This window comes from Aeromonas aquatilis, assembly GCF_054052405.1.
This window is the reverse complement of the sequence record NZ_JBSTYP010000044.1, coordinates 1-22,398: the sequence shown is the minus strand read 5'-3', so window position 1 is coordinate 22,398 and position 22,398 is coordinate 1. Positions and strand designations below refer to the sequence as shown.

At 58.6% G+C, this 22,398-nt stretch carries 20 protein-coding genes; 12 read left to right on the top strand and 8 right to left on the bottom strand.

The window, feature by feature from the left end; translation table 11 throughout:
* The first annotated feature begins 2 nt into the window (after positions 1–2).
* The 11 genes from ACW5W8_RS16690 to ACW5W8_RS16640 all read left to right on the top strand — a co-directional run bounded on the left by ACW5W8_RS16690 (position 3) and on the right by ACW5W8_RS16640 (position 15,689).
* On the top strand, positions 3–362 hold the full coding sequence (locus ACW5W8_RS16690) for a hypothetical protein (RefSeq protein WP_498628899.1): 360 nt from the start codon (positions 3–5) through the stop codon (positions 360–362).
* Positions 343–981, top strand: coding sequence for a hypothetical protein (locus ACW5W8_RS16685; protein ID WP_498628897.1), 639 nt, complete (start codon positions 343–345; stop codon positions 979–981). Before ACW5W8_RS16690 ends, ACW5W8_RS16685 begins: the two co-directional genes overlap by 20 nt.
* Complete coding sequence (locus tag ACW5W8_RS16680; RefSeq protein WP_498628895.1) at positions 974–1,540, top strand: hypothetical protein; 567 nt, start codon at positions 974–976, stop codon at positions 1,538–1,540. Before ACW5W8_RS16685 ends, ACW5W8_RS16680 begins: the two co-directional genes overlap by 8 nt.
* Positions 1,541–1,570: 30 nt before the next feature.
* The gene (locus ACW5W8_RS16675) at positions 1,571–2,326 is read left to right on the top strand and encodes a phage tail tube protein (protein ID WP_498628894.1); all 756 of its coding nucleotides are present in this window, start codon (positions 1,571–1,573) and stop codon (positions 2,324–2,326) included.
* Positions 2,327–2,398: 72 nt separating this feature from the next.
* Positions 2,399–6,793 carry a tape measure protein gene (locus ACW5W8_RS16670; protein ID WP_498628892.1) on the top strand — a complete coding sequence of 1,465 codons (4,395 nt, stop codon included), beginning with the start codon at positions 2,399–2,401 and terminating at the stop codon, positions 6,791–6,793.
* The gene (locus ACW5W8_RS16665) at positions 6,793–7,182 is read left to right on the top strand and encodes a hypothetical protein (protein ID WP_498628890.1); all 390 of its coding nucleotides are present in this window, start codon (positions 6,793–6,795) and stop codon (positions 7,180–7,182) included. The genes ACW5W8_RS16670 and ACW5W8_RS16665 overlap by 1 nt, the downstream gene beginning before the upstream one ends.
* On the top strand, positions 7,179–10,796 hold the full coding sequence (locus ACW5W8_RS16660) for a curculin (mannose-binding) lectin protein (protein WP_498628888.1): 3,618 nt from the start codon (positions 7,179–7,181) through the stop codon (positions 10,794–10,796). The genes ACW5W8_RS16665 and ACW5W8_RS16660 overlap by 4 nt, the downstream gene beginning before the upstream one ends.
* Before the next feature lie 131 nt (positions 10,797–10,927).
* Positions 10,928–12,136 carry a hypothetical protein gene (locus ACW5W8_RS16655; RefSeq protein ID WP_498628886.1) on the top strand — a complete coding sequence of 403 codons (1,209 nt, stop codon included), beginning with the start codon at positions 10,928–10,930 and terminating at the stop codon, positions 12,134–12,136.
* 3 nt (positions 12,137–12,139) lie between these two features.
* The gene (locus tag ACW5W8_RS16650) at positions 12,140–13,315 is read left to right on the top strand and encodes a LamG-like jellyroll fold domain-containing protein (RefSeq protein WP_224480708.1); all 1,176 of its coding nucleotides are present in this window, start codon (positions 12,140–12,142) and stop codon (positions 13,313–13,315) included.
* 2 nt (positions 13,316–13,317) lie between these two features.
* A complete protein-coding gene (locus tag ACW5W8_RS16645; protein WP_224480707.1) occupies positions 13,318–13,722 on the top strand; it encodes a hypothetical protein in 405 nt (134 codons plus the stop codon).
* 11 nt (positions 13,723–13,733) lie between these two features.
* Positions 13,734–15,689, top strand: coding sequence for a hypothetical protein (locus ACW5W8_RS16640; protein WP_498628883.1), 1,956 nt, complete (start codon positions 13,734–13,736; stop codon positions 15,687–15,689).
* A 225-nt stretch (positions 15,690–15,914) separates the two neighbouring features.
* On the opposite strand, the gene ACW5W8_RS16635 is transcribed toward ACW5W8_RS16640, so the two are convergent.
* Entirely contained in the window at positions 15,915–16,292 is a 378-nt protein-coding gene (locus ACW5W8_RS16635; protein ID WP_498628881.1) for a hypothetical protein, read from the bottom strand.
* 220 nt (positions 16,293–16,512) lie between these two features.
* Between ACW5W8_RS16635 and ACW5W8_RS16630 the strand changes: the two genes are divergently transcribed.
* The gene (locus tag ACW5W8_RS16630) at positions 16,513–16,881 is read left to right on the top strand and encodes a helix-turn-helix domain-containing protein (RefSeq protein ID WP_498628879.1); all 369 of its coding nucleotides are present in this window, start codon (positions 16,513–16,515) and stop codon (positions 16,879–16,881) included.
* Between the two features lie 86 nt (positions 16,882–16,967).
* Here the strand turns inward: ACW5W8_RS16630 and ACW5W8_RS16625 are convergent, their stop codons facing one another.
* The 7 genes from ACW5W8_RS16625 to ACW5W8_RS16595 all read right to left on the bottom strand — a co-directional run bounded on the left by ACW5W8_RS16625 (position 16,968) and on the right by ACW5W8_RS16595 (position 21,872).
* Positions 16,968–17,522, bottom strand: coding sequence for a 3'-5' exonuclease (locus tag ACW5W8_RS16625; RefSeq protein WP_498628877.1), 555 nt, complete (start codon positions 17,520–17,522; stop codon positions 16,968–16,970).
* Positions 17,523–17,562: 40 nt separating this feature from the next.
* Positions 17,563–17,856: a hypothetical protein gene (locus ACW5W8_RS16620; RefSeq protein ID WP_498628875.1), complete on the bottom strand. Its 294-nt coding sequence runs from the start codon at positions 17,854–17,856 to the stop codon at positions 17,563–17,565.
* 47 nt (positions 17,857–17,903) lie between these two features.
* Positions 17,904–19,124, bottom strand: coding sequence for a hypothetical protein (locus ACW5W8_RS16615; protein ID WP_498628873.1), 1,221 nt, complete (start codon positions 19,122–19,124; stop codon positions 17,904–17,906).
* Positions 19,125–19,235: 111 nt separating this feature from the next.
* Positions 19,236–19,427 carry a hypothetical protein gene (locus tag ACW5W8_RS16610; protein ID WP_498628871.1) on the bottom strand — a complete coding sequence of 64 codons (192 nt, stop codon included), beginning with the start codon at positions 19,425–19,427 and terminating at the stop codon, positions 19,236–19,238.
* Complete coding sequence (locus ACW5W8_RS16605) at positions 19,420–19,824, bottom strand: hypothetical protein (RefSeq protein ID WP_498628869.1); 405 nt, start codon at positions 19,822–19,824, stop codon at positions 19,420–19,422. Before ACW5W8_RS16605 ends, ACW5W8_RS16610 begins: the two co-directional genes overlap by 8 nt.
* 9 nt (positions 19,825–19,833) lie before the next feature.
* Positions 19,834–20,730, bottom strand: a complete 897-nt coding sequence (locus tag ACW5W8_RS16600) for an ATP-dependent DNA ligase (protein ID WP_447995974.1) — start codon at positions 20,728–20,730, stop codon at positions 19,834–19,836.
* A 2-nt stretch (positions 20,731–20,732) separates the two neighbouring features.
* On the bottom strand, positions 20,733–21,872 hold the full coding sequence (locus tag ACW5W8_RS16595) for an AAA family ATPase (protein WP_199416532.1): 1,140 nt from the start codon (positions 21,870–21,872) through the stop codon (positions 20,733–20,735).
* Positions 21,873–22,398: the final 526 nt, after the last annotated feature.

Below are 22,398 nucleotides of genomic sequence, written 5' to 3'. Positions count from 1 at the left end.
AAATGAGCGTAACTGACGAACTGGCCCGCGCCCTGGGTCACATCTATGACCAAGGCCGCGCTGGTCAGGTCGGCAAAGTAATACACGGCGCCACTAGCACCACGGTAACGGTGACCATCACCAATGACCTGCATGTTGGCGGCGCCACTGGCGGATTTACCAACCGCTACGACAACCGATCAGACGGCCATATAGCCAACCGCTGGCTGATCGGTTTTCTCAAACCCGAGATCAAGGGCATCGAGCCTACCGGCTGCATCTTGCAGCTGGATAAGAGCGGTGACCGCTATGAGCTGCATGAACCTGTGGATGAGCAGGGGGATGCAGTAGGGGAGATCGTTTATGGGGCGGCGAAGATCTGATGATTTTGGCATATCCGATGAGGATATCGCCCTCATAGCCAAGGAGGTGGGGGTTGATATGCCTGGGGTGGTGAAACGCACCATCATCGCCGTGGTGAACGAGGCGATTGATGAGACCCAACGCAAGGCCATCAACTACATCACCGAACGGGTCAACCTCACCCCCGATTACATCCGCCGACACCTCAAGGTCACCCAGCGAGCAGGCCCCAATAGCGACACCGCCATTTTGAGCGGTACCGTTCGACCTGTGCTGTTGTCGCGCTTTGATATGCGGCAGGAGTACCGGGAAACCCGCGATAAACGCAAACGGTCTGGCAACCGGGTGCGCAGCGGGATGAGCGTGGCGGTAGCGCCAGGTGTTCGCCACACCATGGCCAGCGCCTTTGCCATCAAGCTGAAAATGAGCGGGGTGACCGGGCTGGCAGTGCGCCCGAATGAGGTGAACCAGTCTCAGCTGAAAAAGAAAGAGTGGGCCGAGTTTGACCGTCTTGGCTATGCCGTGCTGCACGGCCCCAGTGTCGATCAGCTGTTCAAACGGGCCATCGACAACGGGGACATAGAGCCATCACTGGATGAAATGGCGGAGGCGTTTGCCAGGAGGATTGCCAATGTTTGACATGAACACCCCCCTTGCCGAGATCCGCGCCAAGGTAAAGGCGGTGCGGATCTATGACGAGCTGGAGCGCCGCCTGGTAATCCAATTCGGTGGCCGCCAGCAGGTGCTCACCGAGGATGGTAAGCCGGTGGTCGGCAAGGATGGGGAGGTTTACGAATCGGTGGTTAAGCGTGGTTGGGTATTCAGTTACCTGGAGGGGCGCAAAACGTGGCCACTCATCACCATCGAGCCATTCAAGGAAAAGACCGAGGCCAACGGCTCCAGCCGCAAGCGTGAAAACACCGTCCACATCCGCGCCACCCTCAAGGTGGATATGCAACGGGATTCAGACCCTGATGCCCTGCTCAGGCTGGCGCTGCATCACATCCGTATCGCGCTGTTCGATACGGAGGAGGCCCGCAAACACGGCGGCTTTGTGCTGTTCACCCCGCAAGGGGAGCAGCTGCTGATCAAGTCCATGGAAGAAACAGAACCGGCCATGTTCGTGCTACCAGAACCCGGCTTGCCGCTGTGTTCGGTTCACCTCACTACAACCCTGACCTACATCGAAACCCAATAACGTGCCATTGGCATATCTGGAGTGATCCCTATGACTAACCCGATTTATAAAGAGCACCCGTTTATCGGCGCTGGCAAGCTGTTCATCAACACCCGCCAGGTCGGTAACTGTAGCGATGTGAAGCTCAGTTACAACGTGGAGCAAAAGAGCCTGCCGAACAACATGGGCGGCGGCGGCAACCTGGACTCCACCGACCGCATCAGTTCGGTCAAGCTGGATCTGACCTGCACCAACTTCAGCCCGGAAAACCTGGCTATCGCCCTGGCTGCCAGCCTGGACAGCATCACCACTGCGGCAGAGGTACCAGCCGAGAAGCTGATGATGGCGGCAAACAGCTTTGTCGATACCGAGTTCATGATCGACATGACCAAGGCCAACATGGTGGAGGTAAAAACCACCGCCACCACTCCCAAGACCATTCCGCAGCTGGATGTGGACGGCAAGGAAAACTACGTGGTCACCCCTGCCGGTATCTACTTCAAAGACGGTAAGGATGTGACTGATGCAGAGGTGGCGGTGAAGTACACCAAATCCCTGCAAGTGATCCTGCAAGCGCTGATGGCTACCGGGCGCGAGTTCAAGCTGGTCATGGACGGCATCAACGATGCCAACGGCGACCCGCTGATCCTGCGCGTGTGGCGCTGGAAACCGGCGCCGACCGATGGCATCGGCCTGATCTCCGATGACTACGGCAATTTCACCATGAAAGGTGAAGTGCTGGCCGATGTGAGCCGTCCGGCAGGTAAGAGCCGCTTCTTTGAAATGATCCACAAAAAAGCAGCGTAAAAAATGATGCGGGGCATTTTGCCCCGCTGTTATGACGGGGCCTGATGGCCCCCTTTTTTTTGGGTGTCGCGCATGGGTATTCAAGACAAGGTTATCAACCTACTGATCCGGGGTATCGACTACTTCACCCCGGAAGCCGTCAAGGTTAAGGGCAGCATGGATCAGATGGGCGAGTCAGCCGCCAGCCTGAAACAGCAACTTGCCGAACTGCGTGAGACCAACAAACAGCTGACGAAAGCGACCGAGCTTGAGGAGTACAGCAAGACCCTCAAAACATCGGTGAGCGAAACCCAGGCAACGCTGGCCGCGCTGACTGAGGAGATGCAGAACACCCCAGGCGCCAGCGCTGAGCTGAAACGGGCCTTCACCCAGGCCAGCAGCGAATCGGGCCGCCTCCAGTCTGAACTGGCCAGCATCAGCAACGAGCTGGATGAACTGGCCCGCAACCTGCGCCGCAGCGGTGTCGATATCGACAATACCGCCACCGAGCAGAAGCGCCTTGCCGTTGAGACCATCAACCTCAAGCAGGAGTTGATCAAGCTCAACAAGGCCCAGAAAGACGCGCTCAGGCTGGATGAGCTGCGCACCAATGCCAACCTGGCTGAGAAAGAGCTGAATCGCACCTCTGCCGCCCTTGAGGAGCTATCGAGCCAGTTCGTCAAAGGGGAGAAGCCGACCAAGGCGCTCAGCGATGCTCACTCGTTGGCAAAGAGCGAAGCCCAGCGGGCCGCGACTGCCTATCAGAAGCTCAGCCGAGAGCTGGAGCAGCATGAAGCGGCGATGGTGAAGGCGGGCGCCGCCACCACGGATATGGCCGCCGTTGAGAAGAAGCTGGCGAGCGAGATAGCCAACACCCAGATCAAGCTCCAGGCGCTGGAGAAAACCCAGAAGGCGCTGGGTACCTACGACAAGCTGACCCCGCAGCTGATCAACCAGACCGATGCCCTGCGCAAAAACCAGCGAGAGCTGGACAGATTGCGGGAGGAGGTACAGCAGGCTGAGGCCCCGCAAAAGGCCCTTGCCGAGCAGATTGGCCATGCTGCCAGGATGGCGGGGCAGGCCCAGATTGCCTATGAGCGCAACGAGGCCAAACTATCAGCCTTGCGCAAGACCCTGGACGGGGCCGGTATCAACGCCAAGCAGTTGGCCGCCGAGCAAGCCAGGGTTGCCAAGGAGACCGCAGAGGCCACCCAAGCCTATGAGGAGAACAAGCTCAAGCTAAGCCTGCTGCAACAACAACTCAATTCGGCCAAGGAAGGCACTCACGCTGTTGCTGCCGGGTTCAACAACATGGCCCGCAATGTGGTCATGGCAGCCGGTGCCTATATCGGTCTGGATAAGTTGCGTCAGGGGCTGATGAGCATCGTCACGGTCGGCGGCCATTTTGAGGTGCTGCGTGAACAGCTGATCGGGGTCTATGGCGATGTAGCCGAGGGGGAGAAAGCGTTTAAGTGGGCCCAGGATCTCAACAAGAGATTGCCCACCTCACTGGATGATGTGTTGCAAGCGTTCGTGATGCTGAAAAACAACGGCATGGAACCGACCAACGGCACATTGGAGAAGATGATCAATGCCAACGTCAGATATGGCCGAGGCGCTGAGACGCTGATCCCCATCATCCGCCAGCTTACCCAATCGTGGGGTAAGAACCGGATCCAGGCGGAAGAAGCCTATGTACTGATTGAGAACGGCTTGCCGGTGTGGCAGCTGTTATCTGAGGCGACTGGCAAGAGTGTGGCCAGCCTCCAAAAAATGTCAGAACAGGGCAAGCTGACCCGCGAATACATGGTGCAGTTGATCGACACCATGGGCAAGGCCGGTGCCGGAGTTGTTGAGCGGAGGATGCAGACCTGGGAGGCCCTGGTTACCAAGTTCCGCGATGGCGTGAAGCAGGTACAGGACACCATCGCCCAGTCAGGCGCACTCGATTACTTCAAAACCATCCTGTTCGACATAAACAAAGAAATGACGGCCATGGCAGAAGATGGCCGGATGCAAGCCTATGCCAAGCAGATCAGCGACTGGATGGTCGAATCGGCAAGGAGCGTCAAGACTTGGGCCACTGATGCGCGGCTGAGTTTTGACAACCTGATGATTGGGATGACCATCGGGGTGCAAAGCCTGCGAGTGGTGTTCAATCTGTTCACCGGCTCAGTGAAGTTATTGGGTGGAGCCCTGCTTTACCCATACCAGCTGATGGGTCAGCTGATGGAGCGGATGGCCGCTGTTGCCGACTCCATGGGCATGACCGATGCCGCCGAGAAGATGCGCTATGGCGCCGGTCTCATCAATGCCCAGTTCAGGGGCATGATGGATGGTTTTTACCAGGACATGGCTGACATTGGCGCTGCCGGTGAAAAGATGGCGGAAGCCATCACCAGGGAGTCAGCCAATGCTGGCGCCGGGATCGATAAGGGGCTGAAAGAGGGTACCGGCAAAGCCAAGGCAACGCTGGCCGATTTTGAAGCCGCCATGGCGGGCGGGTTCCGCACCATGGACGACTACTATGCGGCCCAGCGGGGTGGGTTCGATAGCTTGGCGGAATACCTCAAGAAGAACGGCCAGAGTGTCGAGGAGTATTACGCCGGTATCGCTGAGGGGTCTGGCCAGCTTGGTGCTGAGCTGATGAACAGCTTTATGCAGCAAGCCGGTGATATTGATGCCGAGGTGGAGAAGCAACTCAGCCAGCGTCAGGCCCAGCAAGAGAAAGCAGCCATGGACGCCAAAAATGCTATCTCCAGCATTTTTGAAGAAGCCGGGTTGGATATCGAGCAGATTGCGGGCAAGACCGGCAAGGCGGTGGATCAGATCATCGCCAACATGCAGACCATCCGCGAGTCGGGTCTGGCCAGCGGCCAGCAGTTGGTGGCCTATTTCGATATGGCCTTTACCAAGGTCAAGAATATGGCCGAGCTGGATGCGCTGACCCAAGAGATCGATGAGTTCAGGGATGCCGGGGTGCTGGTTGGTCAGGCGTATGTGGATGCCTACGGCAAGGCGACTGATGCCGCCCAAAAGCTGGCCAAGGAGACCAGCAGCGGTACCGAGCTTTACCTCACCGCGATGAAGAACCAGAAGGCTGCCGCTGAGGAGGCTTACAAGGCTGGCCAGATAACCTCTGCTCAGTACAACCAGACAGTGGGTGATCTGAACGAGCGCATAGCCAAAACAGAGCAGGGACTGGCCAAGCAGAAGGTAGCCGCCAATGACCTGCAAGCAGCCTATAACGAGCTGGGAGTTGATTCAGCGGCTGCGCTCCAGCAGCAGGCTGAGGCGGCCAAGAAAGCCTATGCCACCATTGCGGCGGGTACCAGCACGGTAAACCAGCAGAAAGAGGCATTTTTGGCCTATGCCGAAGCAGAGCTGAAAGCCGGTAAGGCCAACAACCGCTATGTGGATGGGGCCTTGATGGCGCAGGCCGCCAGCCTTGGCTTGTCTGAGCAGCTAAAGGCTATGGTGACCAACATCAATGCCACCGGCAGCGAGGCGCTGATCACGGCGGCGGCGCTGGATACCTTGGGCCAGTCAGCCAAGTCTGCCCAGACTCAGGCAGAGGCGGCCAGCCAGTACCAGAGCGCCAGCAACAAGGCACAACTGGAGAATATCGACAAGCTCCAGGAAGGCACCCGCAGCGCGACCGGTACCATGGTGAAATTTGCCACCGAGGTCGCCAACGCCAACGACCTGGCAGGGATGAGTATCGACCAGTTGCGCGTCAAGCAGGAGCAGTACCAGAACCTGCTGGAGCGCAGCCGGGAGTACCTGCACAAGTCAAACGATGAGTGGTGGTCTGATCAAGTCAGGGAGCAGCTGCTGGCGCAAGAGCAAAACGCCAGGATGGCCGCTCGCATCATCCAGATTAAAGAGCTGGAGGAGGCGCTAAAGTCGGCTGCGGTACCGAGCGAGGAGCTGATCCGTTCAGCAGAAAACGCCCTCACTACCGTGGGGGATCTGGGGGAGAGCAATCTCAGCGGCCTGCGGTCAGCGCTCGATTCTGCCAAGCAGAAGATGCAGAGCCTGGCCGATTCGGCAGCCAGCACCCTCAACTCCCTGCGCGATGAAATGGATCAGTACAACAACAATCTGGACGCCATCGAGGAGCGCCGGTACCAGGCGCAGATCGCAGACCTGCGGGCAAAACTGGCCGAAGCGGAGGCAACCAAAAACAGCGAGGCAGTTGCCAGCCTGCAAGAGGCGATAGCGCTGGCCGACAAGCTGCACCAGAAAAAACTGGCCGATATCGAGGCTGAACGCCTGGCACAAGCCAAGGCCGATGCCGAAAAATCCGCCAACGCCAACAAGCGACCCGCCAAAGAGAAGCCAGAGCAATCCCAGCCAACCAGCACCCGCACCCTGCGCCTTGAGATACCGGGCGGCAAGGTGGCGAATGTCAGCGGCTCACCGGATGACCTGGCCAATCTGGAGGGGCTGCTAGACCAGCTTGCGATATCAAGGAGGGTTAGCTGATGACCATAAAATTGGGCAGCCTTGTGCTGCCCGATCAGCTGCTTTGGGTGGATGAGTTCGATTGGTCGCCGGTCGCCCAGGTGCAAACACCGAGCATCACCGGGGCCATGATAGTGGAGGAGAGTGCCCAGCCAGCTGGTCGCCCCATCACCCTGAAATCGGAGGGAGGGGTATGGGTTCCGCGCTCGTTCGTGATTGAGCTGAAAGCGCTGGAATCCCAGCTGCAAACCCAGACCATCAAGCTGACTTTGCACGATGGCCGCCAGTTTGATGTTTACCTCAGCCGCACCCCGGTGGCCATCACGGCCACCCCGCTCTGGCAGAACGCCAACCCTGGTAATGATGAGCTTTATGAAATTGACATCAAACTGATCGAGGTAACCCCATGACCATTCTATCTGGCGATATCAAGCTGATGGCCAGCCAGCGGATGACGGACACCGAGGACGGTGGCGGGCGCATCACCGGCAAGGAGATCGTCAGCGGCGAACATAACTCAATGTTTCCCGATATCAGCGATCTGGATCGGGCCTATGGGGTGGTGAACCTGCGCAAGGTATTTCTGGCGGTGCAGACGGACGACACCGACACCTACTATGGTGCGAATGCCGCCGTGCTGCTGCCGCCCTACGATCCGAACGTGGGCCTTGCCCTGATGACCACCAAAGACCACCACGACACCCGCAACAACGCCCGCGATGTGGTGGAGCGCTATCTGGCGCGTGGCCCCAAGTGGCAGGGTTTTCTCTACGATACCCAGCTGGAAGGGCAGCGGGCGATCCGCTTCTTCCAGCGGGTTGAGGCGCGATTGCCGGAGGTGGGCGAAACCCTGGTGATGGTCGGCAACGAGAACAAGGCCGGGGAGTTCGAGCAGTATGTGCGGGTGCTGGATGTAACCCAGAAGCTGACCAAGTTCCAGGTGCAAGGTCTGCCCGAGTTCACCCGCAACGTGGTCACCTGCACCCTGGCGGATCCGCTGCGCTTCACCTTCGAGGGGGAGCAACCGACCCCATATGATGTGGTGACCAACCCCAAGACCGCCCTGCGCGAAACCGTGGTGGCGGATGCGGCCAACTACTTTGCCAGCACCAAGATGGTGGATGATGCCGCCTTTGGCTCGATGCAGGTACGGGCCAAGACCATCTTTACCCAGCTGGTGCCAGCGGCCCGCAGCGAGACCCCAGCGGTGGATCTGACCGCTGCCGGTGAGCTGGCCAGCCTGGTGGATTCTGGCCGGGGGCTGGTGAGCATCAACACCGCAGCGGTGATCGCCCCGAGCCGTGGCCTGTTCTTGGGCAGCGGTGCCAAGCCTGGCACGGTGACCATCACCATCGGCGCGGCCACCATCACCGACAAGGGCGGCGAGCTGGTTGTTGCCGGGTCGGTGGTCGGCTCCATCGACTATGGCCGTGGCCAGCTGGAGTTCAATGCCCAGTGCCCGAACTACGGCACCCAGAGCAAGACCGTATCTTTCTGGCCAGCGGCCCGCCCTGCCCGTATCGCTGACACGGCGCGGATCGAGGTCAAGGCCAACAACCGGGGCTATGCCTACACCATCACCCTGCATCCGACCCCGGCGCCTGGCACCACTACCGTCAGCTTTATGGCGCAAGGCAAATGGTATGACCTGAAAGACAACGGTCGCGGGGAGCTGCTGGGCATCGACCGCTCTTATGGCTCTGGCACCATCAACCTGGCTACCGGGTCGGTGATGCTGACCCTGGGCGCCCTGCCGGATGTGGATACCTCCATCATGTTCAGCTGGGCCACCCCGGTGAACTACACCAACCGCAGCGGGCAGGCCATCAGCATCGGCAAAAGCGCCTGGCAGCTCCCCCACAAGGGGATCACACCCAAGAGCGTGATCCTCACCTGGGGCAGCGGCAAGCGGGCCACCGATGTGGCGGGGGACGGCAAGATAACCGGCGATATCACCGGCATCATCAACTATGCCGAGGGGATCATCGATCTGGAGCACGTTACCTTGCCCGCCTTGGGTCAGGAGTACGCCGCCCAGTACCAGTACGGTGAGCCGGTGACCGAGCGCCATATCGAACCGGGGCGCCTCAACACCCCCGGCCAGGTGGGGCACCTCTCCATCACCCTAGACGGCAAGGACGGCGGCGGCGCCCACAACCTCACGCCGGGATCGGTGCGGGTCAAGTTCAACGCCCTCTATCACAAGTTCGATGTAGACGATCAGGAGCTGGTGATCCAGACCCGCGATCCCATCATCACCCTGCGCGATGACGGGCTGGGCAAGCTGATCGATGCCAGCGGTGTGGTGCTGGGTGCCATCGACTACGGCGCGGGAACCCTGCACTTTATGCCGGATGGCTCCAGCCCCCTGCCTAAGCCGAAATACGCCTGGGTGACCGTGGGCACCCGCTGGGAAGGCAACAACCAGATCGCGGTGCAGCGCTGGACGATGACCGGTATCGAGTACCACAACACCGCCTATACGTTCCCTGACGGGGAACAGGGGTGGGTGGATGTGACCTACCGCAACAACAACAGCGCCGAGGCCCAGAATGCCACCCTGACCGCCCAAGCGCTGCGCATAGACGTTACCCCAGGCTTTGCCGAGGCGATTCTGGAGGGGTCGATGCGCTTCACTCTGGGCGGCTCTACCTACGTTGACCGGCAAGGGCTGCTCTACCGCGACCCGGATCCCGAGACCGGGGCAGGCATCCAGGCGGGCACCATCGACTACTCCAACGGGTTGGCGGTGCTGGCCGACTGGGCAGCAGGGCAACCGGCCCAGCCATCGCTCCAGAGTCTGGCCACCTCATTCAGTGCCCAGTCGGTGGATGCGGTGACGTTCCGCACCCCCGGCGCACCCTTGGCACCGGGCAGCCTCTACATCAGCGCCAACACCGCTAGCGGGCGCCGTATCGAGGCCACGGCAGACGGGGACGGCTTTTTCACCACCACCGACATGGATGGCAAGGTGAACTATCAGACCGGCATCGTGACCGTGCGCTTTGGCCGCAAGGTCACGGCAGCGGGCAACGAGACCCAGCCATGGTATGACGCCGAACAGGTGGGGGAGGATGGCAAGATCTGGAAGCCGATCAGCGTGGTGGCCGACTCCATCCGCTTCAACTGCGTGGTGTTCAGCTATCTGCCGCTCGATGCCGACATTATCGGGCTGGATCCGGTGCGGCTGCCGTCTGATGGCCGGGTGCCGTTTATCCGCAAGGGCAACATCGTGGTGGTGCATAGCACCAAGCGCGGTGCCTACCCGATGGGGGTGACGGCTGGCCAGCAGTTCAACACCGGGCGCCAGCGGCTGGCGTACTGCCATGTGGAGGACAAGAACGGCAAGCGGCTCGATCCTGCGCTCTACAGCGCCGATCTGGATAGCGGGGTGGTCACCTTGGCCACCCCGTTGAATCTGACCGGCTATGTGGAACCGCTGGCGGTGGTTCACCGGATTGAGGATATGAGCCTGGTCACCGATGTGGAGATCTCTGGCCGCCTGGTGCTGGCTCGCCCCCTGTCTCACGCCTATGACGCTGCTGACACCCTGGTGTCGTCAGCACTGATCATGGGCGACTTGTGGGCGCGTTACACCAACCTGTTTGACCAGCGCACCTGGACGAACAAATGGCAGGACTTTGTAGACGGCGACCAGAGCACGGCGCAGTACAACGACACCGACTTTCCTATCGTGGTGACCAACCGCGCCACCCTGGAGGAGCGCTGGGCCATCATCTTCCAGTCGAGCACCAGCTTTGTGCTGGTCGGGGAGCATGTTGGCCAGATTGCGCTGGGGGATGTGAATACCGACTTTGCCCCCGTCAACCCCAACAACGGCCAGCCCTATTTTCTGCTGGACAAGCGCGGTTGGGGCGCAGGGTGGGCGAGTGGCAATGTGCTGCGCTTCAACACCAAGGCAGCCAACTTCCCGATCTGGGCCATCCGTACCGTGCTGCAATCGGTGGCGGCCAGCGAAAGCGACCGCTTTGAGCTGCAACTGCGCGGCAACGTCAACCGCTAACAGACAGCAGTGCAGGAAAGTTACAGCGCCGAGGGCCTGCACCCCGTTGACGCGCCAGCAACCAAGCGGGGCATTTTGCCCCGCTCTTATTTTTCAGTGGGGCACGGCGCCCCATGATGGAGAACGGCAACATGGCTGAATACAAGGTCAAATGGTTTGCAAGCGAAATGCAAGGCGCCCCGAGTCTGGGCGATACCGCAGATGGCGCCCTGGCTGCGCTGCTCAAGGCGGTGCTGGTCACCGGATTTGGCACCCTGACGATTAATGCCTTGTCGTTTGATGCTGCCAAGGGGTGGGCGGTGGCCACCTTTAGCGGCGGCCATGCCTATCAGCAAGATTCAGTGCTCCAAGTCGATGGGGTATCACCTGCCGCTTACAACGGCGAGCATCGGGTGATGCAGGTCAGCAGCACCCAAGTGTGGTTCGAGATTGACGGCGGCAACCCTGGCTCGGCGGGGTCTGGTGCGGCCATGACCATGAAGGTGGCGCCGCTGGGCTGGACGCTGACTCACGAGAGCGCTGATGGCAAGGTCGCCATCTATCGACCAACTGATATCAGCGCCTCTGGCAACGTGTCATTGCGCATCGACAATACCCCTTTTACCGGTTGGAGTGGGGCGAATGGCTATGGCTCATGGGCCTATTTGGCCAAGGTCGCACTGGTGGAGGATGTGGTGGATATCAACACCTACACCACCATTTATGAGCACCGCTGGCCAGCAACCTTGCGTTACTCCAGCAAGCAGTGGGATTTAATCGGAGATACACAACTGTTCTACTGGATGCCGGTGATTGGCAACTACAGCTATCACACCGTCTATTGCGCCGGTTATATCCGCTCGATCCGGCCAGGAGATCGCTACCATGCGCTGCTGGTTCACTACTGGACAACTAGCGTGACGGAGACCCAGGCAACCTGGGCAAACAGAGACCAAACCACAAACAACTGGGGCACTACGCTGACCAGCTTTGACCAGAGCGGCCAACGTGCTCTAGCCAGACCATACCATCAGCTATTCGGCGCCACCTCCTGGTGGTTAAAAGGGTTGTTTGGACGATTTGGATCTGGCTTGGCCGTCCCTAATGGCCCAGATAACGGATTTTACTTCTCTACCGACCCTTGCATGGTGATGGAGAACGGCAACCACCTGCGCGGCTATATGCCTGGGCTTATCGTTCCATACGGTGATATCACCGCTTGGCATCGTAAAAACTTTGGCGATTTGCCCGCGCTGCCAGGCAAGAAGGTGCGCTTCATTCGTGGGCTCTATCAGGCGAACGTATTTCAGTCAGATCCGCGCTCACTGATTGGGTTCGATATCACTGGGCCGTGGAGGTAAGTCATGGCAAGCGATCAAGCGCTGCGAGACCTGATTATGGCCAGCAATCCGGTGGGGTATTACCCACTGGATACACTCGCCAATCTTGGCCGCGACATATCAACCATTGCCAACCATGGCAGCCAGAGCGGCAGCTTTCGCCAGCAAGTCCTGACGTTTTCAGATATGGATTTTGTCGTGACAGGTGGCGTGACTTCTTCATTGGTTGCCATTCCTGACCGAGCGGAGTATCGCGGTAGAACCTTCACCATGGAGTGCATCATCAGCCATAACGAGGATACTAACCTGGTGATTGCCGAGCGTGGTGGGGATAACAAAAACTGGTCGCTGCAAAGTATTGGGTCGGCTGCGGGGATGGCCACCCCATCATATCAATTCATCCTGGGTGACCAGGCTGTTTCTCCCGCTAATGGTCGAGCTGGCCCAGCCACCGCTGGCCATTTGGTGTTTACAAGCGTCAACGGGGTCACCAAGGTTTATCTGAACGGTGAACCATTGATGATAGGTAGCGCTGCAACGGGCAACGGCATCCAGGGAAATCAGGGTAATTTGCCTATTCACCTCTTTTCCCGTGGTGGTTTATATGCGACCTCTGCGGTGATGGCCCACGTAGCCTTTTATAACCGGGAGCTAACAACCGCCGAGCTTGCTGCTCGCAAAAACCTGTTAAACAAGCCGTTTAAATTCAAGCTGCAACCGATGACAGCCGTTGCCGCCAACCAGGAGCCCCGCAGCCAGTTCCAGCCGCAAGATGTGGCCTGGCGCGGCACCCCGCCGATGTGGGCGGGGCCGGTCAACCTCCAGCAACAGACCCAGTACCCGCTCTGCAAGGGGCGGGATTACTTCTGGATCCGCGATGGGGTGCGCAATGTGGAACAGGGCTATATCGAGAGCACGGTGACCATCAGCGGGGTGGGGGTGCGGCGCCGGGTGCTCTGCTTTACCCAGGATGGCGAACTGGTTGGCGAGACCTACAGCCGCGCATCGGATGGGGTCTATCGGTTCGATCTGCTGTGGCTGAATCGCCGTTATATGGTGGTCGCCCAGGATGACCCTGCCTATGGCCCCGCCGACTATAACGCCGTGGCCGCCGACTATCAGGTGCCGAAACCCTACCCGCCTGGCGGGGGTGTGGCGCCCGCGCCGTTCCCCATGCTGGCCCCGCTCAAGAGGAAATAGCCATGCTCACCTATGTGGACACGCTGCGCACCAGCCGCGCCCAGCTGCTTGCAACGGCCATCGACACCGGCAGCGGAACCAGCGCTACCCTGACCGTCTACACCGGCACCAGACCGGCGCCGGGGGCGGCCATTACCAACCAGCTGGCTCTGGTGGTGCTCAAGTTCACCCACCCATGCGCCAAGACGGTCAGCGGCGGGGTGCTGACCCTGAAACCCCTGGCCGAGCAGATGGCCACCGCCAGCGGCGCCCCCACCTGGGGGCGCATTGTTGACCGGGATGGCACATTCGTGGCGGATCTCGATGTGGGGGTGCCAGGCAGTGGCGCCGATCTGGAGATACCGGCGAGCGAGTTTTTTGCCGGTGCGCTGATCCGCATCAATAACGCCACCATCACCGAACCGTAACCGGGGGCTATATGGCCAGAAAGGATGCGAGCTTAGAACTACGCAAGGCCCGCAGTACCACCGGACAGCTGGAGCTGAACCAGGCCGAGGTGGTGCGCTATGAGGCGATCTTGGTTGGCGCGCCTGCGCCGTCCGAGATGGCCGCCGCCGCCATGTTGAGCTTGCACGCTATCTTGGCCAGCCAGCCAAGCCGCTCTATCGCAGCGCTGGGCGCCGCCGTGGTGCTGGAGGGGCGTCTCGCCAGTACCACGACACCAGATTGCGCCATGGTGGGCGCATTCGTCATTGAGTGCGGTATGGCGGCCAGTAATCAGCAGCCGGTGCCTGTGCTGGCTGGGGAGTACGATATCAACGTATTCCGTGGCCCGAGCGCCGCCCAAGAAAGCCAGTGGGAGCGGGCGGGGCTGGTGAGCAGCCGGGTAGCCAGCACCTGGGAGCGGCCAGAACTGGCCCGCACCGTGGGCGCCGTCAGCTGGCAGGAGGCCGAACCCGCCAGCAGTGAGCAGGTGGAGCAGAGCGCCATCATGCCCCAGCGCTATGAGCTGGCCCGCAGTCAGTACCAGGAGGGGCTGGCCACCGGTCACGATCATGGCCAGCAGGTGGAGCACCTTGCCCCCGGCCATGCCGTCAATCGCGCCCTCTGGGTCGAGGGGGACAAGGCCGGTATGTGGCAGGTCGGCGGTTATCGCAACCCGCCGCGCTTTGACAAGGTGTGGCAGGCCGACCAGTGGAACCAGGGCGATGCCGTTGGCCTGCTGCTCTATGGCCGCCGCACCCGCCTTGGCCTGCCGCTCTGGAAGGGGTGGCGCGATGGCTGGGAGGAGGCGATGCAGCCGGGGCCAGGCACCAGCCCGGATCCTAAGCCGCCGATCATCCCGGAGCGCCCAGACAAGCGCACCCTGCGCCTGGAGTTCGGGCGCAAGCGGGGCGAGGCCGAGCTGGAGTTTGTTTGGTACCCGGATAACACGGTGGTTATCCCCACCAGGAGGGTTTATTTCGTGATCAATACCGCGAGTGTGGTCAGGGCAAGGGATGGCAAGGAGATACCCGTATCATCCGTGGATCTCTCGCTGGATGAGGGGTCATGGGCCTGGTCATTCAGTGCCAACGTGATCCGGCATGATGATGCCAAGGCCATCTATAACGAGGAGATCGATATCACGGTGAACGGTCACCACTGGCGGTTCAAGGTGGACAGCTGGCGGCGTAACCGCAGTTTCAACCAGCATGATTGCCAGGTGAGCGGGCGCGGCCTGAGCGCGTACCTATCCAGCACCTACCTGATCCCGAACAGCTACACCGAGCCAGCCGCCCGCAATATGCAGCAACTGGCCGTGGAGGAGCTGCCACAAGGGTGGTCGCTGACCTGGGCCGCCCCGGATTGGCTGGTGCCTGGTGGGACGTTCAGCTATGAGAAAAAGGCGCCCATTGATGTGATCCAGACCCTGGCCGAGGCCGCTGGTGCGACCCTCTTGCCTGGCCAGTCCAGCAAGACCATCGAGGTGATCCCCCGCTACAAGGTGCTGCCATGGCAGCTCCAGGAGACGGCGCCGGATATCGTTATCCCGAGCGCGATCATGGTGACCATGGGCGAACAGTACCACGATGGCCAGAACGTGAACGGGGTATGGGTCAGCAGCGATGGCAACACCTTGGGGCCCTGCCTGGTCAAACGCCAGGGCAGCGGGGCCGATAGGCTGCTGCCCGATGTGATGAACCCGATGATGGTGGATGTGGTCGGCATCAGGGCGCTGGGCAGTTCGTCACTGGCTGAGGCAGGCGCCCGGTATGACGAGGATATTGAGTTGCCACTGAGCCAGGACACCGGGCTTATTCTGCCGGGTCGCATCGTCCAGACGGATGAAGGCAAGGGGTACAGCCGTGGCATCAAGATATCGGTGAAGCGGGGCCAAAACATGGCGCTTAGCGTTCGCCAGTCGATCACCATAGAGAGACCGGAGGTGTAGCGTGGCCAACTTGTATCGCCGCCTGCTTGACCTGTTGCCCGAGCAAGACCAGCGCAACATAGGCCGAGTGGAGTCAATCAGTAATGGCTGGAGCATCTTGGCCACCCGAGGAGGCGGGACTATCAAGGTGCTGGGGGATTCGGTACCAGTGGGGCGCAATGCGTTCTACAAGGGGGGGCGGTTGGAAACAGCCGCCCCAGATCTACCGAGTTTTGAGATAGAGGTTTAGTGCGCCGTGGGGTTGGTGACCTTGCCCTGGTAAGGGCCCAACACCATGGCAAGTTTTACGTAAACAGCTTGCAGCTGCTCCTCACCGGCTTCCTGCCGGTGAACATTCATCACATCATTGAGATCGTCAACGCTGCGGCGTAGCTCATTGACCCGTCTTTCATGGTAGCGCCGCGCTGCGGGGCTATCCATGGCCTGGATCAGAGGTAAAACCTCCATTTCGTCCAAAATTCCATCTAATTCTGAGTTAAGTAAAGCAACATCCACCGCAACCTCCTTTTTGTTATGCAGTGTAGTCGTGTAAACTGAATGCACTGAGTTATCTCCATCAGTGCTCAGTGACACACGACACAATTCCTGGCGGGTTTGTGTCATTGCGGCCACCTTCGGGTGGCCGCTCTCATTGTACTGTATGCGCGTACAGTATGACTATCAACCCTGTCACAAAAACTCAATGGTGGTTTTTTTCGCCACCTCTTGACTAAACACTCTAAACAAAAACACAAACCAAGGATGACCAATTACCAAAAATAGCGCCATGATTGATTGTAAGATATGACAATTGACATATGGATAAAATGGGCCTAGTTGTCAAATGGCTATCAAAAGACTGTATATCACAAATAGAGCTAGGGTTTACCTGATCACGACCAAAACACACATCAGCACGTTGATCCGCGACAAGGGATTCTCTGTGCAGGAGTTGAGTTACAAGACGCAAATCCCTCTCTCCAGCCTCATCAAGTGGCTGAACCAAAACAATGAGCTGCATATCCCGCTGCCAGCGGTGGTGGTTATCGCTCAGGCCCTCAACGTCTCAGTGAGAGACATGTTGCCACCAGACAACATCCCGCAAGCAGAATCAGACAGGTATCGGGCGATAGAGGTGTTCTTGCAGGCGCCGGAGGCCCATACCGTGATGATGGCCAACGTCTATAAGCAGATGGTGAGTTCAATAAGATAGCGGGGCAAAATGCCCCGCTGGTTATGCTTGTCTGTACCCGGGGACAATTGCTGATCTATGTACCCGGGGACAACAGCTCCTTCAAGTTAGGTTAGGCTTGCGGCCATAGCCTTGATTACGCCTAGCGTCATTTTTACATCAGCAAGGGCTCTATGAGCTTTACCATCGGCTTCAACGTATTGTTGCGCTGCTGCATTGGTGAGCCGCTGCCAGCGGTAAGACTGCTTGTGTTCGTTCCAATCACCGTAAAACTCAGCGTAAGCCAGCATGGCACATTCTACGCCATTAGGCGCAACTACAGGGCTTAAACCATACCGCGCTGCGGTTTGAGCCATCAACCTCATATCGTAATCTGCGTTATATATGACCAGTTTTTTACTGGCTACTATCCTGCAAATCTCATCATGAATTTCATTCCACATCGGAGCGCAGAGAACCATATCGTTGGTGATCCCATGGATCTTGGTCGCCTCCTCTGGTATTGGAAATTCGGGTCTAACCAGTGAATTAAAGATTACTGAACCATCTTGATCGATGATGCTGATCTCAACTATCTCAGCTTCTGAATCAAGCCCGGTTGTTTCAGTATCCAGAATATTGCAGTCAAGAAGCCACTCTTTTGCTTTGTGTTGTGGGGTCATCCCTTACTCCTTTTGTTTAGCACTATGTTGTAGTCACCCATCATTCTCCTCCTGCGTCATAGTGGATTGGGGTTTGCGAGATCAGTTTGTACTCAGCCCATTCCCCATCTTGTCGAAATGCGGTGGCCAAAACATCAAGCCGATAGAGCCCAGGAACATCATTCTCAGGCTTGATGCCATCAAGCCATTCATCAAGATCATGATCTGCATCGTCACCGACTAACCCCAGATAATCAGTCGCACCTTGCTGCCAGTTTTCTTTACTGGACAGTTCGACCAGCGCATTTCCGCTCAGGCCAATGGCCACCACGGCAGTGAATTTATATCCTTCCATCGTGTTATTTCCATCAGTGAAAGGGCCCTGTCGGGCCCAGTGTGGGTTTACTTACCGGCCTTGAGCTTGGCGATGATCTCTCTGCTGTGCTCCCGCAGAACCCGGATATTGAACAGGATGGTGAGCGCCTTCTCCCCCTGTTCGAGGTACAGCCCGGCAAAGTGGTCGAGCAGAGCGGGCTCGAACACATCAGGGCTGATCTCGTTCTCGATGCAGATGGTGCCCAGCTTTTCGGAATACTCCAGGTACATTTCCTTGCTCAACCGCTTGCCGCGCAATTGGTGCGGCATATCAAATTCCTGCATCACCTCCTCAAGCCGCGCCGCCAAGGCGCTTTGCTCTGCGTCAGAGAGGCCCTTTTTCAGTACCAGGGTGAACTTGTTGCCTGCCTGGGTCAGCTTGCCTGCCTTCCACTCTTTGGCTACCAGCTCAGGTTTTTGCTTGGCCACCGGCTGATCCTTGCCTGCGGTACCGGGTTGGTCATTCTTGGCCAGCACATCGGGTTGCCAGAACTGGAGGAACTGGATCAGGGTTTCATCGGGCTCATCACCGCCATCGGTGAGCATCCAATCATGCTCCAGCAGGCTCAGATCGAGATCCTTGATGGAGGCCAGATTATCCGCCACCTTTTCGCCGCGCTCAGCCGACAGGTTGGCCGGGTTGTTAAACCAGCGCATCACCTCCAGCGGGATGGTGGAGGTCTTGATGCAGCGCCCGATAGTGCGGCGGCTCACCTTCTCGCCGTGCTCGTTCAGCTGCGCCTCTACTTCCCGCAAGCTGACGGCGCCGCCCTTGGTCATGCGGCTATAGCGGCGGCCACGTTCCCAGGCGCAAGTGGGGTTGTAGCGGTTGCCGATCTCAGACAGGTAGGCCATTTCCTCATCGGTCAGATCATCACACACCAGGATGTTATAGGGGGCCTGCTCCAGGATGCAGGCAGCACGGCGGCGGGAGCCGTCAGCCGCCTCTATGATGCCGTTGGTACGGCGCCCTTTGGCCAGTACATCGTTGCCTTTTTCCTTGTCGAACATGCCCAGGATATCGCCCAGGGTGCGAGCATCCAGCAACTCCTGGCAGCGCTCATTACCGGCATAAACCATGGTGGCCTTCTCCACCAATGGGCCAGGGACAGATACCACCTCCCAGGTGATGGCGCGGCCAAGCAGGGTGTCAGCGATCTTGGTACCAACAGGCGCTTGGCTTGCCACCATTCGGTTTGCCATACGCTGGACGCTGGGAATGGCTTGGATGGGTTGCAGTTGTTTCATTTCAAATGCTCCTTCAATTCGAGTTATCTACTTGCGCCGGTTTTTTTACTAAGCAGCGGCCCAATCCATTCTTTTCAATGGCGAAGGCGTGATAACGCTTGCCGTTTATCTCTACGATGGGGTGAACGGCAACAGGGCATCAACGACATTGCCAAACTGTTCCAGGTCAACGCCAAAGCGCTCATCCAGCTGCTGGTTTAAGGTCTCATCCTCTGCTGACTCATCCTGAATGCGATCCCATTCATCCTCACTGATCCCGAGCGCAGCAGCGGCCAGATCCTGAACTTGCCAAAGGTTACTCATGGTCAATCCCTTTATGTTGGTGTTTGCCTCTAGGTGCTCTGCACCCGCCTTGCAGCCGTTGATGCAGTGCCCAGAACTGACTGGGCCCCTTGCCGCGCCATAGCGCTGCATAGATAGCAAGGTCGAGGGGCATATACCTCCCGAGCTGGCGAGACTTGTAAAACAGCACTCGCTCGATCAGTTCGGTCTCTGTCAGCTCCAGCTCAAAGGTGCCGCTAATCTCGCCCTGGTAGACCACTTCCGGGGGCATCGGTACCGCTTCACGGCTCAACTGCTGCCAGGAGGCCGGGGGCGGCTTTATCATCAGGTCAATGTGAGAGGCTGCCGCCTGTTCCTTGCCGTTGATAAAGAGCTTGAAGCCGCTGATGGTGTGGCCATTTCCGGTTGTCTCTGTCATGGTCGGCCCTTAGTAGTCGGTCATATCAATCGGGTCGCGGAACCCGAGGAATACCGGGTGGCGCGGCGCATCCTTCATGCCCACCGGGAAGTATTTGAACTTCACCAGCTGGCCGATCAGGTTGTCCCGGTTGCGCCAGAGTGATGCCCGGTCATCAGCGGTAAAGCCGGTGCCGATCTCAAACTCCACCCCGCGCCACTGAGCGACCACGTTGCCCAGCACCCCAGCCGGTACCAGCCCGGCCTTGGCGCTGGAGCGGCGAGTTAGCCCCAGCTCGTTAACCTGGGCATCATTCTGGTTGCTCATCTGCTCGTTGAACCCAACGATCACCGCCTCATCATCCAGGAACCGCTTGAGCTTGAGCAGCCAGCCCTGTTTCAGGGTGCTGCGGCCATGCTTATATGGCCCATCCGGGCAGCGGATAATCACGCCCTCATAGCCCATTTCGCCCACCCATTTCGCCTCAAACCGCTCCAGCTGTTCCATGGTGGTGATGTATTCGCTGGGTACCACCTCAACGAACCGGCGCAGTTCATCGGGCATGGTGGCCACCTTCTGATGGAGTGCGGCCAGCCGCTCCTGGTACGTACCAGGGTGATCGAACAGGTCAAAGGCCCGCACGGTCAGATCTGGTTCACCGGCAATGGTCATCACCGCGCTGTTGGTCTTGCGGTAAACGTCTTTTGCTGCCGGGTCGCCAATGGTCAGCTCTGAATCAATGCCATGAAGCGCCGGATGGTTGACCAGCCGCTGAAAGTGGAGGTTCGGCAGCACCTTCAAGCTGTTGCTCAATGGCTGGCTATCCTTCATTGCGCAGCGGATGCCGTCTATCTTCGGCATGGCGATCAGGGGGAGGCGGGGATCTCCCACCAGGTCATCACCTTTCATGGGGCGAAACTTGCTCATAACTAAGCCTCCCACCGTGGTTTAACCAGGGTATCGAGAACCTCAGTAAAGAGGGATTCCCACATATCTATGGCCGCTTTCCAGGCGCTATGGCTGGAGCGTTCGGCGCGGGACTGCTCGAACACGGTTTTCATCCGCAGCTGGGCCTTGCCCACTTCTTCGGTGACGTAGACGGCATTGGCCATCACCAGCCCGCCCCATGCCAGCCGGATCTTGTTGGCGATGGCCGGTGAGCTGCTGCCAGGTGCCTTGCTCAGCTTGGTGATGAGAATCCGCACATCCGGCACGGCCCAAACGTCTTGCTCAGGGATCACCATGGTGATTTCCTTGAGCAGGTTAAAGAACTGCTCAGTGCTGGCGGTATCGTGCAGTTCGGCAGGGGTGGTACATAGCAGCACATCCGCCGCGAACACCTGGGCAATGGTGCCGTCAGCCAGGTTAGGCGCTCCATCAATCAGGATCACATCATAGCGATTGGCGATGGTCTCTATCCCGGCCCGCAGCATCAGATGCGGAGGGTAGGGCAGTTCCATATCTGCCATTTCCCGGTCGATGCGCTGGAGAGTCTGGTTGGCCGGGATGATATCGAGCTGCGGCCAACAGGTACGGTGGATCGCATAGTCCAGGCTCTGGGCCTTGCCGAACATCCAGGGCGCAATGGTGCGGTCGCTATCGACCCAGCGAGTAGACCACCCGAAATACTCACCTGCGGTACCCTGCGGGTCTGTATCCACCACCAGCACCCGATAGCCTTGCAGCGATAGCCACTGAGCCAGGTGTACGGTAACGGTCGATTTGTAAGAGCCGCCCTTGTTGCTGGGGATGGCCACGGTGACGGCCCTTGGCTGCCAGGGGGCGGTACCGAACACCTGCCGGATGGCATCAATCTGATGCAGGGTATAGCCGATCTTGGCGCCCTTCTCATTGCGCTCAGGCGGCGGCAGACGCCCATCATTCTCAGCCTGGTCAATAGCTGCCCGGCTGACCCGAGCAAGCTCAGAGGCGGCTGATACCGTCCATCGTCTGGTTACCGCCCGCTCTGCTGGCGACACACCCACCCCGGCATCTTTTGCCACGCTATCCCGCATCAGCTGCGAGTTTTCAACGCAACTTGCGAACAGCTCCACTAACTGTTGTTTCATAACCGATCTCCTTTCAGTGACACGCTGCAAATACTTACAGCTTTACAGATTAAATCAATAAAAAGTTGTAACCACATCACAAACCTGACGGACTTCACCCGGTAGCGATTTTCACTGATGCTCACCCCGCTCGCCTTGCTTGGTCTGCCAATGGCCATGCCGTGCAGGTAAATCTGACCGTTTTAAAACCCCTTCCGGTTGCCTACAGCGCGAGCCCTTATATAGCAAGGGATTGCAGGGTGCTCTGCCTGGTACCGGAACTGTTCGCCAACTATCACACCGAGCGTATAGCCTCCATCACCACACCATCCGACCATCATCATCAGGATGGGGCGCCTTGCAACGGACTGCTGAGCAACCCACATCACATACACATCAAAGTATATGCTAACACATACCCCGTCAAGCAGTATCTAGCATTTACACATACACATTAGGTTATCTGTCACAGTGTCGCGGTAATAATAAACGTTTTTTTTTTCCGCGACACTGTGAACAACACACACCCATTAAATTATTTGTTATG